The following is a 16,068-nucleotide window of genomic DNA, read 5'->3' on the forward strand; positions in this document are numbered from 1 at the left end:
AAACCTCAAAATGACCTGTTCGTCCAACTCATACAACTAATTTCAGTCCGAGTTCGTATTTTCACTGTACAACTATTTATATGCATCTGTTGAAGACCGTCCTTATTGCGCTTTGTGTAAGCACCTTACTGTTTTCGGCCACAGCACAAAAACAAAAACAGTTACCCGCAAGAGTAAAAAGCTTTCATCGTTGCGGTACACAGTTTATTCTGGATGAAGCCGTACGCAAAGACCCGAAAGTAAAACTGCGTATGCAAACAAGCCGTGAGCTGATTAATCAAAAGCTCAACAATGTATTGCAGCAGCAACGCATTTTACAAACACAGGCAACCATCACAATACCTGTAGTAGTGCATGTAATTTTAGCAAACCCTTCGCTGGTAACCGATGCGCAAATACAATCGCAGATAGATGTGCTCAATGCAGATTATGGCGGAAAAAATGCAGACTCAATCCGCATACCTGCAGCATTTAAAAGCCGCTTTGGTAAAGGCAACCTGCAATTCTGCCTTGCAAGAAGAGATCCTGCAGGAGAAGGAACAACAGGCATTGTTCGTGTAGCTTCATCAACCGTATCTGTTCCCGGCGATGGTGATCCGGTTAAGTTTACCTGCCAGGGAGGAAGCGATGCATGGAATCCCAACAAATACTTAAACATCTGGGTTTGCCAGATGGAAGATGGATTTTTAGGTTATGCTTACCAGGCATCTTTATCGTTAAATGATATTCCCTTAAACGAACGTGGTTTTGTAAACAACTACCAGGCTTTCGGAAAAGGTGGTACAGCATTAGCTCCTTATAATCTTGGCCGCACTGCAACACACGAGATCGGTCACTTCTTCGATCTGGATCATATCTGGGGACCGAACAATTGTGATGGTGCACAAAGCTGCAGCGATGATGACGGTGTTGCCGATACCCCAACACAGTTCGATTGTACTTTCGGTGCACCTGCAGCCGACAGCATCATCACAGACATCTGCACACCCACTGCACCCGGTGTAATGTGGATGAATTATATGGATTATGTTGATGACCGTGCAATGGTGCTCTACACACCGCAACAACATGCAAAAATGGAAGCGAGTCTTGCAGCTATTTCGTGGATGCAGACACTTGCTACATCCGATGGTTGTACGCCTGTAACAGCGGCAGGCAGAGATGCACGTTTTGTACGTTTTGTTGATGCAAGCGCCGGACCGTGTACAAACAATCAAACTACTGTGTACACCTGCAACAACAGTTACCAACCTGTTGTGCGTATTAAAAATGCAGGCTCAACAACAATAACAGCATTAACCATCACCGCACGTTTTGGAACTGGTGCAACAGTTGTAACAAACTGGACAGGCAATCTCGCATCGCTCAACTCTACCGATATAACCTTAACAGCAATGCCGCTTAATACGGGCAGCAATGCGAATCTTACAGTGTATACATCGAACCCCAATGGCAGTGCCGATGAACGTGTAGCAAACGACACCGGAAAAATTGCAGCTGTTATTTTCCCCGTATCAGCAATTCCGTTAACCGAAGGTTTTGAATCAACTTCTTTTCCACCGGCAAACTGGCAACGCAATAACCCCGATAACGGCTTTACCTGGGAACGAAGCACAGCCGCAGCAAAAACAGGATCAGCATCACTGTTCATTAATAACTATGAGTACGATGTAAATGGCAGCCAGGATGCAATGGTTTCTCCTTTGCTCGAACTAAGAGGTAAAGACTCTGCATTCCTCACCTTCCAGGTTGCAGCTGCGATGTACACCGATCCGTTAAACGCTGTGGGTGTTCCTGTTGATACACTGGAAATTTTTGTTACCGATAACTGCGGACAAACACTCCGTTCTGTTTACAAAAAGTGGGGCGCCGATTTAATTACAACCGGCAAAGTATCCACACAGGATGCATTTGTGCCGACAGCAAACCAATGGCGGAGAGACAGTGTTTTTCTTGGCAGCTTTGCAGCCGCAACTGCGCAATATGCACAGGTTGTATTCCGCAATACAACCAATTTTGAAAACAATCTTTATCTCGACGATATTAATATTTACGTAAAGGATGTAAACCCCAATCTTAAACGCAAAGGTGTAATGGTTACACCCAACCCGTTTGTACAAAGTTTTGCCATCCAGTATTACGAAGCACCGCAAAACCTCGAATACATCAATGTGTACAACCAGGTGGGTCAACTGGTGTGGCAAAAACGTTTATCGTATCAGAAGCCGGGCAATTACACCGCACCAAATTATATTGAAGTAAACCTTGATAACCTCAACAGCGGCATTTACAACGTACAGGTGGTGTACCGCTCTAAAAAAGCCGATACATTCCGGGTGATCAAGATCAACAATTAATCTGCCTGATAGCAGTTAAAGGCACAACATTGAACCGATTCGCAGCGTAACTTTGCAGGGTTACGCTGTTTTTATTTTACAAACAGTGTTTCCTTTAAATACCAGCTTATGCAATCAGGACTTGTTGAACTTTTGAACAGTAACCGTATCTCTGCCGAACTTAAAACCATTGCCGATAAAATTTATAACAATCAACGCATCAGCGAAAGCGATGCATTGGTATTATTTCAGCAAGGCAGCCTCCCCTTTTTAGGTGCATTAGCCAATTTTGTGCGTGAGCGTTTGCATGGCGATACTACTTATTTTAACCGCAACTTTCATATTGAACCAACGAATCTGTGTGTGTTCAGTTGTAACTTCTGTTCTTATTCTAAAATTTATGCAAAGCGTGAAGAAGGATGGGAACTGAGCATTGACCAGATGTTGCACATGGTACAGAAATACGATGGACAACCTGTAACCGAAGTGCATATTGTTGGTGGTGTGCATCCGAAAATGGATCTGCAGTTCTTTGCCGATTTATTGAAAGCCATTAAAACACATCGCCCCGGTTTACACATTAAAGCCTTTACCGCTGTTGAATACGATTATATGTTCCGCAAAGCGAAAGTGAGTGTGGAAGAAGGATTGAAAATACTCATCAGTCATGGACTGGATTCGATACCCGGTGGTGGTGCAGAAATTTTCCATCCCGATATCCGTACAAAAATCTGTGCCGATAAAGTGGATGGTGATGGATGGTTGAATATTCATGCAGCTGCACATAAACTCGGTTTACACAGCAACGCAACCATGTTGTACGGACATATTGAAAAGTTTGAACACCGTATTGACCATATGAACCGTTTGCGTACACTGCAGGATGAAACGAAGGGTTTCCAGACGTTTATTCCGCTTAAGTTCCGTAACCGGGATAACGATATGAGCAATGTTGCAGAAAGCACTATTGCAGAAGATATGAAGATGTATGCAGTGGCCCGTTTGTTCCTCGATAATTTTCCGCACCTGAAAGCCTACTGGCCAATGTTGGGCAGACACAATGCACAAATGACCTTAAGCTTTGGTGTAAATGATATTGACGGCACCATTGACGATACCACTAAAATTTACAGCATGGCCGGCAGCGAAGAACAAACGCCAACCATGAGTACCGAACAATTAGTGGCGCTGATTAAACAGGTAAACCGCAAACCGGTTGAACGTGATACGCTCTACAATGTGGTGAAAGATTACAGCGATGTAACAGTTGCAGAAGAGGCAGGATTTTCGAGTAACTGAAATTAAAAAGGCAAATAAAGCAGAACTTCTTTTTTGAGAAGTCCTTTTTTTATGCTCGTCCATGAAATACGTTTATGGGAACCTTTTGAACGGTAGACCAATTGGCCCTGGTAAACCTCTGTTGAAAGCAACTCAAAATCATTTGCGCCTTTTAAAAGGTATAACTCCCGCCATTGGCTGAATGCAATTTTCAATTCCGGATTGTAATAGCTGAGTTTTATGATTTGTTGAATTTTCATTTGTAAATCAGTCATTTTTTCACCAAGAAGGTACGTATATTTATGTGTTGCCTGCAATCAAATGGACAGCCTACGACTTCAAAAATATAACAGACAAGGATCGCTAATCGACAAAGACATCAACTCACTTGATAAAATTTCAAGAAAGGGAATGCATGTTTCGGGCAACACTAAGCTGACAGACAAAGGACTTATTAAATCCGAAAAACAATTCCTTGAGTATTTCATTAATGACAAACCTTTATCAGAACTGCTGGACAATTTCTATAATTCAAAAACAACTATTTTAGAAAACAGGACTGGAGCATTAGGTTCAAATCCAAAAAACAGATCCTATCAAAGTAAAACAACTTCTTCAAAAGAAAATTTCAGACACAGAAATAAGGCAAGTATATCCTTCGGCATGGACTGACGATGAGTTTAGTTGGTACTTAGACAAGTATCGGGAAGAGTTAGAAAATCCTGAAGTATTGATTTATTGTTGTGCGGAGTGTGGCGACTATGATTGTGGCGGCATTGCAGTAACCATAGATAAGACTGACACCGCTGTCATTTGGACAATAAAAGAAGGAGACAATGTACTGAAATTTGAGTTTGACAAATACTCGTACTTTGAAGTATTCAATAACTACTTGCGAAAAATTACCAAATGACATTGACTGCAGGCAACATGGGTTTTCTGCTATGCTGGCTGACGAATATATACTGATCGTCCAGTTCGCTTATCATCTGCAGTCCGGGCTGAACGAATAAAGCCGAACAAAAGAATGTAACATCAACTTTATAACTTTACTCATCAGCGGTTCGGGCTGACGAATTACGGAATATCAGCACAGCAGCAAGCCCTGGACGTTAGGTGCAATTTGGACAAACCTTCATAAATGACGAAAGACGATAAAATTTTTCTGATTCATTTTGTTACAAGAACTGGCATGTACATCAACCCAGTTGACATTCACAATATTCAAAGCTTCGTCACTGGTTATGAAATAGGACGAAAAGGTAAATGTCGGTTTTATGAACTCTCCAAGAATTTACTTTCGACAAAATATAAAATCAAATATTTAAGCGATGGTTTTATAGGACAAATAAAGAGACTTGCTGAAAAGCAATCTATATCTGAGGTTGTTGTTTTTAAAAATATTGCGATAGAAACTATTGCTTTAGATGAACTTGATATTGAAGTTGGCAAAGTATTAAAGTCAAGAGTGGCTGAACTTATAAATAGAATTGACAAGGCTGGACATCCATGGTACAATGAAACATGGAAAGACAGCTGGCTTTCTTTAGTTTTTGTAACTAAGGCATGGTACAGACAGCTTTGGAGTAAAGAAGAATTTTCAATAATAAAAGCTATAGAGAAGGAAGTCTTGATTGGAAATATGTTCAACAGTTATAGAGGCAAAACTCCTTCCAACAAAATGCTAGAAATTAAAGTTAAATACGACCAAATAAACTGCACCTAACATTGGGTTTTATGCAAGTTGGGCATGACCAGCAAATATCAACAAATTGCAAATCCCAACCCGCTTAAAGCCCTGCCCGTTGTACGCCACTTAAACAGACGTTTCCAAATATGACAAAAGCATTAATAACAATTTTGATTTTGACAATTTTGAGTTGTAATAACTCTGACAATTCAAATGCTTCTTCATCTTCCGACACAAAACAGGTTGAAAAAACTGACACCTTCCCAGTAAAAGAATTATTTGTAGAAAACGGTGATGAGGAAGGTTGGGGAGCTGACATAAGGCTTTCAATCATTTCAAATTCAGAAACGGACACATCAAAAGTGTTTACAGCTATATCCACATATGAAGGAAAGAGATTAGGGCTATTGGTTTCTATTCCTAAGAAAAAAGAGGGCGACAAAGGTTTTGCTAGTGGGATAACTTTAAAAAGTATTGGTGCTGAATCAGACAATTTGTTAAAAGTTCTTTCAAAACTCTATAAACAAAAGGTTGATACAACATTAAAATTTACAAGTTCAGTTTCGGTTACATACGTTAATCTTGACGAATTTGCAAAAAGCCTTGGTGCAGAAGACGGTGGACAATACAAGACCGAAAATCAGTATAAACTATTTTACGAAGGAGAAAAAGAAGGAGACTATGCAGAAATTTATTTGAATATTAATCCGACTGAACATTGGATTGAATTAAAAGAAAAGGACGAAGAGTACAGACCAGTAATAATTAAATTCCTTCGACAATAAGCGACGTACAACATTAGGTTTTATGCAAGTTGGGCTTGACATTGTAACATCAGCTATTTGCAAATCCAATCTGTGGTTCGGGCTGAACAAATAACTTTTAACTTTAGTTCTTAATTTCAACATCAGTTTTTCAATCAGCAGCGGTTGTGGGCGGACGAATAATAATTCCAAACCTGCATAAAGCCCTGCTCGTAGGCAGCAATGTTAAGTAACATCACGATGAAGCAATATTCTATTGACAATTCATCTCTCCAGCTAGACATCTATTCGGGACATTTGTTATTTGTAGATCCTTTATATTTTCAAAAAATAGCAGACAATTATTCGACACTAAAAACGCAAACAACTGAGAATAAAAAGGAGCTTTTGAAATCGTACGAAGAGCAAGTATTTCCTTATGGTGGTGGCGCACTTTTGGGATATAAATATCTTACCGAGAATATAAAAACATATCTGCTTGATCCACGAAGCTTGAAACCTTGGGACTCTGACGATGACGAAAACGATGAAATTGAGAAACAAGCTGCATTAAAACAAATCACAGCTTTCAGATTAGATACTTCAGTATTTTTAATTATCGATCTTGTAAATATGGACAAGCTTTTGGATCTAATCAACTACAATGATTTAATTGACGCATTGTTTGACAAGAAGCTTGACATATATTTCGAAAAAATAAATCAGCAATTGGGAAATAAGGGATGGGGGCTATGTAAGCTTGACGATGAAGCTTCAATTATCGTTCCCTGACAACACTGCTGCCTACATGGGTTTTGCAGCAATTGGGGCTGACGAATAATCTTTCAGCTTCAGTATTCCTAATCGGCTTCAGCCTGGGCTGACGACTTAATATGAGACATTTGACTAATCACCAACATTTGTAAATTTAACGGGCTGACGTAGTGGAGCGACGGTAATCCTAATCCCCCGCCTGCGCAAAGCCCTCAACGTTGGCTGTAATGATATCATGACACTTCAAAATTTTATAGCAAAAATAAACTGGCGACAAATTCTAATACACTTTGTTGCTTTCTGGTTTTTTATTCATGCCTTTCAGACACTTTCCTTTTTGTATAACACAAATCTTGTTGACATAGTAAGACATTCAAATGGGCAAGACACGGTTAATGTTTTAACCAATAATGGCACGACAGCGTCAGACCTTGTTTATTTTCAACTTTGGACGAGTGTTTCTGGGTTTATTGGCTTATTGGTAGCATTCATTGTTTCATTGGTTATATCAATCAAGCGACACTGGTTCTGGGTCAACTCTTTAATTGCTTTCATTGCGACATACTTTCTTTATCGTTACGACATTTTAGGCTGGACTTATTTAAAGAAAATATTTTGGTTTGTTGGTCAAAAATTTAATAACACAACAATTGAGTTTTTATTTAACGGAATTGTTCTTCTGACAATTGGGCTTTTAATTTTTCTGTTAAAGCGACCAAACCAGTTTATTGAAAACAATAAATTGGCGACAGTCTAAAACCACTGCAGCCAACATTGGTATTGCCAATAGCGGGGCTGGACATTGGAGCAATCGGCAGCGGTAATCCTGCTGTACTGCGGTTCGGGGCTCGACGAATAAAGCCTAGCTTTAGTTCTTAATATTTAACTTTATCAAAAAGCCTGGCAGTTGTTCCGGCGGACGGAATTCTAATTCCCCACCATCGGCAATACCTGCTCGTTGCCTGCAATACGAAATGAAAGCGTTTCTATCAAAATATAAGTGGAAAATCCTTTACTGGACATTGTTTTTGACAATTGTCTTGCTTTTTGTTCCGAGACAAAGCGACTACTATTTAGACAACGACATCAATGCTTTTAAACAGACTTATCTGACACGAATTCTATTGTGGACAGGCATTGTGACAAGCGGTGCAATTTTTGTTTTGGTACTTGTAAAAGCCAAATCATTAAAGCAATCTACAACCACTTTTATTTCTGCAGGCGTGACAATCGCTTTTTTCTTTTCATTTTTCAAGATGTAATATTAGGCTTCTCATTGTTTTTAAACAGGCAGTTCAAACGTGAAACTTTGCAAAAGGCATATATTGTTGATTACTTGGCTGGCACCGGCCAAACGAAAAGCAACTTTATTCCTTATGACATCGCATCAAAACAAATAATAAACGAAAAAAAACTTACGGACAAGATTTACAGGTTGAACTTAAAACAATTTGACACGATACGAGTGATATTTGACAAAGGACTATTTGGAATAGCCTTTCAATCACAACCTTTCGACAAATGAAGTACTACAGGCAACACTGGGTTTGCTGCTATGGCGGGGCGACGGAATAAACTTCGGCATTGGTTCGCTATTCAGCTTCAGTTCCGGCGTGACGAATAACATTCTTTCTCCGTCGAGTCTCCATACTTCAAAGACGATGTCTGGCAACGCCGACTCGTCGTGATCAAGGAACAAAAGCTGAGCGTTGCAGACTTAGGCGCATCGTTTAAACAAGACTAACGCCCTGGCTCCTGTCTCCACGAGCCACCCTCACAATTCATCCGGTTCCTCCCCTTGACAGAGCAATTTCAATTGCTTAACTTATATGTCTTAAAATAACGGTTATGAAATACCCATAAAAAAATATCGATTGATTCACAAAAAAACAGCAATGTTGTTTTTTATGGGTATACTATGTGGCTTAAATCAATTAAAAAATCATCACATGAAAAAGTTCTTTTCTCTTTTGTTTGCGCTGTTCTTTACAGCTGCACTTATTGCACAAAACAAACCTTACAACGTAGTGTTTGATATTACCAGTGCCGACCCAGAAGTACACGCAAGGGTTATCCGCTGGATCAACCTTATTACCGATGCCGATCCCAATGCAAAAATTGAAGTGGTATTCTATGGCAAATCGCTCAATATGGTTACAAAAGAAAAATCGTCGGTAACAGACGATATCCAGAAAATAATAGCCGCCAATAAAGCCAGTTTTAAAGTATGCGAAGTGGCCATGAAAGTACATGCCATCAACAAAGAAAATTTATTACCCGGCATACAAACAGTACCCGATGGCATTTACGAACTGGTAAAAAAACAAGCCGAAGGTTATGGCTATATTAAAGTGGTAAATGAAAGCAAATAATGTATTGGGTTTAAAAAACATTTATTGGCTTAACGGCCAATAAATGTTTTTTTTATTTTTACTGAAAGCAAGCCTATGTTTCGGTCAAAAGCATTTTTACTTTTTCTTTCGCTTTTTGTATTTGCAGCTGCTGTGGCTGCATTTGTTATTACTGCTTTGCGTTTTGCAAGTGAAGACCGCTTCAACTCATTTATGCGGATTATAATGGGAATTATTTTTCTCATCTACGCTGTTACTAAATTTTTGCGCTGGAGATCTGCTTCGCCTAAAGCGTAAGCTCAGTTTATAACAGTAAGCAATTTTACCTGTGCAAGCATCCACAGTACTAAGTGTTAGTACGTTGCTTTCTTTCTGTTGTTCACAGTCTGTCCACATTGCTGCATCAACATACAATAAGCCTTCGCCTAACAGCGTTAATGCTGCAGTTTTACCCACATCCTCCGTTGTAAAAAGTTTCAACTGTTTTTTAAAAGCAATATGCTATGAAACGTTTTTTACCGGCACTGTTTATGAGCACAGGATTTTTTGTATCCTGCTCCACCAATTCCAATTCAACAGCATCAACAACCACCGCTCCGGCTGTTAAAAAAAACAATCCTGCGCCAACGGTTTCCACAGCAAATAAATCGGGTATCAGATCAATGCAAAAGTTTACAAGAACAGCAGGTGTGGCTACAGGCCCGGTGCGCATTGTAATTGATAAATCGGATTTTGAATTACGGGTGTACGACAGCAAAGGTTTACTTGCTGCCTACCCTGTTGTGTTTGGCTTAAAGCCACTGGAAGATAAGTTTATGCAGGGCGACCGTAAAACACCGGAAGGAAATTTCAAAATTGTTTATACGAAGCAACATCAGCTCTGGCGAAAAATGTTTATGCTCGACTATCCTACCAAAGAAAGCATGAGCAGGTTTAACAACCGTAAAAGCAACGGACAAATCCCGGCCAATGCGAGCGTAGGTAACGGCATCGGCATTCATGGTGTGGAAAAAGGCAACGATTATTTTATTGATCGTTATTACAACTGGACCAACGGATGCATTTCGTTAAAGAATACGCATATTGATGACCTTGCGCTTTATGTAAAATCGGGCACAGCAGTTTACATTCAGAAATAAAGGGCTTAATTGATATTGCAAAGATCAATTTCATCTACACCTTTTGTGCTGAGAATAACTTTATTAATGGTGCCCTTCATGTTGTAATACACGATCATGATACCAAAAGCCATTTGATACGCTTCCCAGTTGGCATCTTTTACTTTGGGGTTACCAAACTTTACAAACAGATCATCCGACTTTGCGCCAAGTATGGGCACTGTAAATTTTCCTTTGAAAGCTTCGGTGATCACTACATAATCACGCTGCACATAAAAGCAAATGCCTTTATCGTCGTAATACACACCCCCACCGCAGCCCGATTCGTTTCCTTCTTTATCAAACGAAGTAAAACAAGGAAGCTTGGCTTTTATCTGTTCAGGATCGGCATTGGGCTTGGCTTCATTGATCCAGCCTTTGTGTACATCAACCGTAATTAATCCGCAATCGGGTTTTGTTTTTAACTGAGCTGTTGCACCGGTAACAGCAACTACAAAAGATAAAACCAGGAGGAAATGTTTCATAGAAAAGTTTGCGTAATACTACAAATTTTAAAAAAACAAAAATACATGCTTTCCGCTCAACAATTATTGATTACACAAATCAATATCATCTGTTGTTTTTGTGCTGATGATAATTTTATTGATTGTTGCTGCAGTATTGTAATACACCACTATTATTCCGTATGCCATCTGGTAGGCTTCCCAATTGGCATCTTTCAGTTTGGGGTTGCCATACTTTGCAAACATAGCTGCTTTCTTTACACCCAATAAAGGAGAAGTAAATTTGCCTTTGAATTTATCGGTAATAACAATATAATCACGTTGCGTATAAAACCGGATGCCCTTATCATCAAAAAAAACGCCGCCACCACAGGTTGAAGTCGTACCTTCTTTTTCAAACGAAGTAAAGCAGGGCAGTTTTGTTTTTATCTGTTCCGGATCGGCATTTGGCTTTGCCTCGTTGATCCAGCCCTTGTGCACATCTACTGTAAGCACACCACAATCGGGTTTTACTTTTAATTGAGCCGTTACCATAACCGAAACAGTAACAAGTACCAGCAGCAATATTGCTTTTTTCATAAATTGATGTTTTATACCCAGCTGCAAAATCCCTGCTAAATGTTGCGTGCTGCATAAAAATTTTTCAGGCCGTGGAAATTTTTATCTTCACGCTATGTTCTTCATACTGTCGAAAGTCTTTAATTTTTTATTGTCGCCATTTAATTGGCTGTTAGTATTGGTACTGCTATGCTTTTTTGTAAAAGATGCCCGGAAAAAGAAACGCTGGATCATCATTACCTGCTGCTGGTTTTTAATATTTTCTAACCCCTACATCATTCATAAGCTTACGGTTAACTGGCAGGCCAACCAAAAAATCTTTCAGCAAAACGAGCAGTATAGTGTGGGCATTTTACTTAGCGGGTTTGTTGGTTTCGAATTTAAATCGAAACAGGGCTTTTACGGAGGAGCGGCCGACAGATTTATACAGGCTGTGCGTTTGTATAAACTGGGCTATATCAAAAAAATTCTGATCACAGGTGGCAGCGGAAGTATAAATTCTACACGTCAGCAGTTTAAAGAAGCAGATTTTGTAACAATACAACTGCAGGAAATGGGCGTACCGAAAGAAGATATTCTTACCGAAAATCAAAGTCGCAATACGTATGAGAATGCCTTGTTCTCAAAGAAACTGCTCGACTCAACATCGCAAAAGGGCCCCTTTCTGCTCATTACTTCAGCCATACACATGAAACGTTCGCAACAGGTATTTACAAAAGCCGGCATTGCAACTGTTGCGTATCCTTGTAATTTTAATGCAATTGATAATCCGCAGGAATTTCTCAGTTCAATTATGCCTTCGCACAACGCATTTACGGGCTGGGATATTTATTTGAAAGAAGTTGTAGGATTATTTGTGTACAAGATGACGGGAAAAGCGTGAAGAAAAGTACGAAATACGAAGATAGAAGTACGAAGCAAACCGCAAGCGTCCATCTCGACTCCGCTCGATGAACTTAACAGCCCTTCGACTTCGCTCAGGACTTCTTCCTCACTTCCACTGTATGCATCTCGCCTAATTTAAACAGCACTTCTTCCAAACGGTTTTTAGGAATACTGATCTCTACATCGCAAAAAAGATTCTGCTCCTGCTTTACTACCGTGCAGTTGTATTGCTTCACGATCATCATCACATCGTTCATACGTGTATAATCGTAATGCAGCAAATAGTTCACTTCAATTTGTTTTTGAATGATGGGTGTTGTTTGCAACGCCAGTGTTGTGGCTGTTTTATAGGCATTGATGAGTCCCGGTACACCTAACAATGTTCCGCCGAAATAACGCACTACCACCACCAGCACATTGGTTACCTGCTTGCTATCGATCTGTCCAAGTATAGGCCGACCTGCACTTCCCGATGGTTCACCATCATCACTTACACGATAGGTATTACCATCTGTTCCTAACCGATAAGCAAAACAATGATGCACTGCTTTTGAATGTTCTTCTTTCAGTTGCTTCAGCTTTTCTTTAAACTCATCAACCGATGCAATGGGATAAGCATAGGCAAGGAAACGACTGCCCCTGTCTTTAAACTCGGCTACAACAGATTGTGAAATGGTATAGTAAAATTCTTCGTTCATGTAGTGGAAAGGATGAGTAATGAGTGATGAATAATGAGTAGCGAATATTACCCGTATGCGATCAGGGCAATGGCAAGCACCGATAGTGCAATACCCAGCCAGTTGATCTTTGCTAATTTTTCGTTGAATAAAATAAGTGCGGCAACTGTACTGAACAACACAATGCCTGTATTGTTGATTGGTATAATGGCCGAACTGTTTCCTGCATTGGCTTTAAGTACATGCATTAAGCACCAGATGGAAAAATAATTCGGCACGCCGATCATTAATCCCGTAAGTATCGCTTTTGCATCGAAACGCATACGATTGGTAAAGAGCAGAAACAACATACCCAGCACTCCAAAGAAAGCAGCCGACGCAAATGCTGTGATCAGGTATGCATTGTGATTCTGCTGATCGATAAAACTGATCTCCACGTATTTAATCATCGTATCAAGCAATCCGCTTGCGATGAAAATGATTACAGGTAAAAAATACCAGGTGGGGTTGATTGTTTTTTCTTTCTTGTTTGAGGCAGAAGGCCAGCAGGTAAACATCACCGCAAGTAAGGCAATAAAGATTCCCAACACTTTCAATATGGTTACAGTTTCGCTGTACAAATAAATAGAAAACACGAATGGAATAACCAGCGACAGTTTATTGGCAACCGATGCAATGGCAACACCCAGCTTTTGTGTTGTAAATGCAATGACGTTAAAAAGTGAAACAAAAATAAATCCCATTAGGAATGCCCAGCCAAACCAGGGCTCCTGTGCAGTTGCAGTATTGATGGGGAATGCGCCATTCACAAACGAACCCGTAATTACGCAACTGATATAGTTAAACACGATCGACTGAAATGTATTTACACCCAAACGCTCCACTACTTTAAACGAAAGTGTGAGCCATGAGGTAAGAATAATACTGCCGATGAGATAGAGCATGATAAACGATGTAGGATTTATGATGTAGGATGTATGATTGGATTTTGCAGCTTGTTTTTATACCAACAAATTTTATCACTGCCGAGCTGTTGTATTTCTGTTTGCAATTCGTTTTGCAGCAACGGTGCTTTTACAGCATCTGTAACAATCAATTCTTCATTGGTAATGATGCGTGCTTCATCCCACAACCCTTCGTTGATGAAATGCTGTAACAGTTCTGCACCACCTTCCACTAATACACTGTTCAACTTGCGTTGATGCAGCGCCTGCAAAACCTGTTGCACAACAGAACCGTTTCCGCTCAGTTGTTCATACTGCACAGCTCCTTCATTTGATTGCTGCACATTGTTCAGCACAATGGTTGCAGCTTCTCCATTAAATAATTTTAATGATGAGGATAATTTTAATTGACGGTCTACAACTAAACGAACTGGTTGTTTTGCCGCATCCCAATAACGATTGCTGAGTTGCGGATTATCTAACAAAGCTGTATTAGAACCAACAAGAATTGCTGCTTCTTCGCTTCGCCATTGATGCACCAAACGATTGGTGAATTCGTTACTGATACGCAAACGTTCTGCAGACTTGAAACCGATGATGCCATTTTTCGTTTGCGCCCATTTCAAAATCACATAAGGGCGTTGCTGCTGATGAAATGTAAAGAAGCGTTTATTCAGTTCAACACACTCCTCTTTCAGCACATCAACGATCACTTCCAAGCCCGCTGCTTTCAGTTTTTCAATTCCCTTTCCGTTTACTTCTTCAAACGGATCACGACAACCAATAACAACTTTTGGAATTTTATGTTTGATGATAAGATCGCTGCAGGGAGGTGTTTTACCGAAATGGGCACAGGGTTCTAAAGAAACATAGAGTGTTGATTGTTGCAGGTTTCCGGTCTGGCCACTTTGAGTGGCCTGACCTATGCAGTTCACTTCGGCATGTGCTTCGCCATAACGTTGATGCCATCCTTCGCCAATAATTTTTCCATCGTGTACCAATACTGCCCCAACCATTGGATTAGGCGCAACAGAACCGGCTCCGTTGCGGGCCAGTTCAATACAACGTTGCATGTATTGTTCGTGGATAGTCATCTGTAAGGCTGCAAAAGTAACGGTTTCGCAGCGAGGACAAGGTATGCCAGACTTTAAGCACCTGATAAATTTGATTATAATGTCGTAAGTATGGCATATCTATCGCCAACCGAATTAGCTTTGCAGAAATGAACTGGCAGGAACAATATCAACACTTACGGGAAGCACTAACTGTTGCACACGAACCGTCTGAAGCAGAAGCTATCGCCCGTTTAGTGACTGAACATGTTGGCAAAAAGAATTTCCGAAGTTTAGAAGCTGCAGCAGTTACCGCAGAAGAAGAAGAAGAGATCAAGTCAGTTCTTCAACAACTGCTCAAGCATCGTCCGTTGCAATATGTATTGAACGAAGCCTGGTTTTACGGATTGAAGTTTGAAGTAAACGAAAGCGTTTTGATACCAAGACCGGAAACAGAAGAACTGGTTGATTGGATCGTGAAAGAGGTACGAGGTAAGAAGTACGAAGTACGAACCGAAATGCCTGCGTACCTCGTACCTCGTACTTCGTACTTACGTCTTCTCGATATTGGTACCGGCAGCGGCTGCATTCCGATTTCTTTAAAAAAGAATTTGCCCGATGCTAAATTATCAGCCGTTGATGTTTGCAGCGAAGCTTTGCATACAGCAACAACCAATGCGGTGAACAATGAAACAGAGATCAACTTTCATTTGCTCGATTTTTTAGATGAAAGCAAATGGAGCCTTCTCGACAAATACGATATCATCGTAAGTAATCCGCCGTATATTAAAAACACCGAAGCAACCACTATGAGTAAGCATGTGTTGGAGTTTGAACCGCACAAAGCATTGTTTGTTCCCGATGAAGATGCATTGTTGTTCTACCGTAAGATTGCTGATTTTGCACTGCAGCATTTGCAACCGAACGGAGCCGTGTATGTGGAGATCAATCAGCAATTGGGAAAAGAAACTGCAGCGCTGTTTCAGCAAAAAGGATTTACTGTTGAGTTAAGGAAAGATATGAGCGGCAATGAACGGATGATAAAAGCTGTTTATGGTTTTTAGTTTTTTGTTTATAGTTAGGCTGCTTCTGTTTAATACTGAACTGCAGTACAAGTGTGCGACGCCAATGCTGTTGATGCCTGTTCAATTGCTCAACA

Annotated in this window: 18 protein-coding genes; 11 read left to right on the top strand and 7 right to left on the bottom strand. The window is 40.2% G+C overall.

All coding sequences use genetic code 11. The features are described from left to right. The first annotated feature begins 80 nt into the window (after nucleotides 1–80). Complete coding sequence (locus ESA94_RS03395; RefSeq protein ID WP_129129441.1) at nucleotides 81–2,357, top strand: M43 family zinc metalloprotease; 2,277 nt, start codon at nucleotides 81–83, stop codon at nucleotides 2,355–2,357. A 108-nt stretch (nucleotides 2,358–2,465) separates the two neighbouring features. Continuing rightward, entirely contained in the window at nucleotides 2,466–3,635 is a 1,170-nt protein-coding gene (gene mqnE, locus ESA94_RS03400) for an aminofutalosine synthase MqnE (protein ID WP_129129442.1), read from the top strand. A gap of 2 nt (nucleotides 3,636–3,637) precedes the next feature. Here the strand turns inward: mqnE and ESA94_RS03405 are convergent, their stop codons facing one another. Next, entirely contained in the window at nucleotides 3,638–3,889 is a 252-nt protein-coding gene (locus ESA94_RS03405) for a hypothetical protein (protein WP_129129443.1), read from the bottom strand. Between the two features lie 46 nt (nucleotides 3,890–3,935). Between ESA94_RS03405 and ESA94_RS03410 the strand changes: the two genes are divergently transcribed. The 5 genes from ESA94_RS03410 to ESA94_RS03430 all read left to right on the top strand — a co-directional run bounded on the left by ESA94_RS03410 (nucleotide 3,936) and on the right by ESA94_RS03430 (nucleotide 7,578). Further along, nucleotides 3,936–4,286, top strand: a complete 351-nt coding sequence (locus ESA94_RS03410; protein ID WP_129129444.1) for a hypothetical protein — start codon at nucleotides 3,936–3,938, stop codon at nucleotides 4,284–4,286. Nucleotides 4,287–4,755: 469 nt separating this feature from the next. After that, nucleotides 4,756–5,340 carry a hypothetical protein gene (locus ESA94_RS03415; RefSeq protein WP_129129445.1) on the top strand — a complete coding sequence of 195 codons (585 nt, stop codon included), beginning with the start codon at nucleotides 4,756–4,758 and terminating at the stop codon, nucleotides 5,338–5,340. A 110-nt stretch (nucleotides 5,341–5,450) separates the two neighbouring features. After that, complete coding sequence (locus ESA94_RS03420; RefSeq protein ID WP_129129446.1) at nucleotides 5,451–6,089, top strand: hypothetical protein; 639 nt, start codon at nucleotides 5,451–5,453, stop codon at nucleotides 6,087–6,089. Between the two features lie 219 nt (nucleotides 6,090–6,308). Further along, on the top strand, nucleotides 6,309–6,839 hold the full coding sequence (locus ESA94_RS03425; protein WP_129129447.1) for a hypothetical protein: 531 nt from the start codon (nucleotides 6,309–6,311) through the stop codon (nucleotides 6,837–6,839). Between the two features lie 217 nt (nucleotides 6,840–7,056). Then, a complete protein-coding gene (locus ESA94_RS03430; protein WP_129129448.1) occupies nucleotides 7,057–7,578 on the top strand; it encodes a hypothetical protein in 522 nt (173 codons plus the stop codon). A gap of 348 nt (nucleotides 7,579–7,926) precedes the next feature. Here the strand turns inward: ESA94_RS03430 and ESA94_RS21345 are convergent, their stop codons facing one another. Next, complete coding sequence (locus ESA94_RS21345) at nucleotides 7,927–8,076, bottom strand: hypothetical protein (protein ID WP_164972627.1); 150 nt, start codon at nucleotides 8,074–8,076, stop codon at nucleotides 7,927–7,929. A 694-nt stretch (nucleotides 8,077–8,770) separates the two neighbouring features. On the opposite strand from ESA94_RS21345, the gene ESA94_RS03435 reads away from it, so the two are divergent. Continuing rightward, nucleotides 8,771–9,193, top strand: coding sequence for a DsrE family protein (locus ESA94_RS03435; protein ID WP_164972629.1), 423 nt, complete (start codon nucleotides 8,771–8,773; stop codon nucleotides 9,191–9,193). A gap of 482 nt (nucleotides 9,194–9,675) precedes the next feature. After that, a complete protein-coding gene (locus ESA94_RS03440) occupies nucleotides 9,676–10,311 on the top strand; it encodes a L,D-transpeptidase family protein (protein WP_129129450.1) in 636 nt (211 codons plus the stop codon). 5 nt (nucleotides 10,312–10,316) lie between these two features. Here ESA94_RS03440 and ESA94_RS03445 read toward each other — a convergent pair whose 3' ends face one another. Beyond that, the gene (locus ESA94_RS03445) at nucleotides 10,317–10,814 is read right to left on the bottom strand and encodes a hypothetical protein (protein WP_129129451.1); all 498 of its coding nucleotides are present in this window, start codon (nucleotides 10,812–10,814) and stop codon (nucleotides 10,317–10,319) included. A 63-nt stretch (nucleotides 10,815–10,877) separates the two neighbouring features. Continuing rightward, nucleotides 10,878–11,372 (bottom strand): hypothetical protein, encoded by a 495-nt coding sequence (locus ESA94_RS03450; protein WP_129129452.1) that lies wholly within the window; start codon nucleotides 11,370–11,372, stop codon nucleotides 10,878–10,880. A gap of 94 nt (nucleotides 11,373–11,466) precedes the next feature. Between ESA94_RS03450 and ESA94_RS03455 the strand changes: the two genes are divergently transcribed. After that, a complete protein-coding gene (locus ESA94_RS03455) occupies nucleotides 11,467–12,234 on the top strand; it encodes a YdcF family protein (RefSeq protein ID WP_129129453.1) in 768 nt (255 codons plus the stop codon). Between the two features lie 94 nt (nucleotides 12,235–12,328). On the opposite strand, the gene ESA94_RS03460 is transcribed toward ESA94_RS03455, so the two are convergent. Genes ESA94_RS03460 through ribD form a run of 3 tightly spaced genes read right to left on the bottom strand, consistent with a single transcriptional unit; the run spans nucleotide 12,329 to nucleotide 14,951 of the window. Then, on the bottom strand, nucleotides 12,329–12,934 hold the full coding sequence (locus ESA94_RS03460; RefSeq protein ID WP_129129454.1) for an IMPACT family protein: 606 nt from the start codon (nucleotides 12,932–12,934) through the stop codon (nucleotides 12,329–12,331). 47 nt (nucleotides 12,935–12,981) lie between these two features. Further along, entirely contained in the window at nucleotides 12,982–13,857 is an 876-nt protein-coding gene (locus ESA94_RS03465; RefSeq protein WP_129129455.1) for a hypothetical protein, read from the bottom strand. Nucleotides 13,858–13,874: 17 nt separating this feature from the next. Beyond that, nucleotides 13,875–14,951: a bifunctional diaminohydroxyphosphoribosylaminopyrimidine deaminase/5-amino-6-(5-phosphoribosylamino)uracil reductase RibD gene (gene ribD / locus ESA94_RS03470; RefSeq protein WP_129129456.1), complete on the bottom strand. Its 1,077-nt coding sequence runs from the start codon at nucleotides 14,949–14,951 to the stop codon at nucleotides 13,875–13,877. Between the two features lie 128 nt (nucleotides 14,952–15,079). Here ribD and prmC point away from each other — a divergent pair, with 128 nt between their 5' ends. Then, nucleotides 15,080–15,973: a peptide chain release factor N(5)-glutamine methyltransferase gene (prmC, locus tag ESA94_RS03475; RefSeq protein WP_129129457.1), complete on the top strand. Its 894-nt coding sequence runs from the start codon at nucleotides 15,080–15,082 to the stop codon at nucleotides 15,971–15,973. Nucleotides 15,974–16,068 lie beyond the last annotated feature (95 nt).

The organism is Lacibacter luteus, from assembly GCF_004118265.1.
Classification (GTDB): domain Bacteria; phylum Bacteroidota; class Bacteroidia; order Chitinophagales; family Chitinophagaceae; genus Lacibacter; species Lacibacter luteus.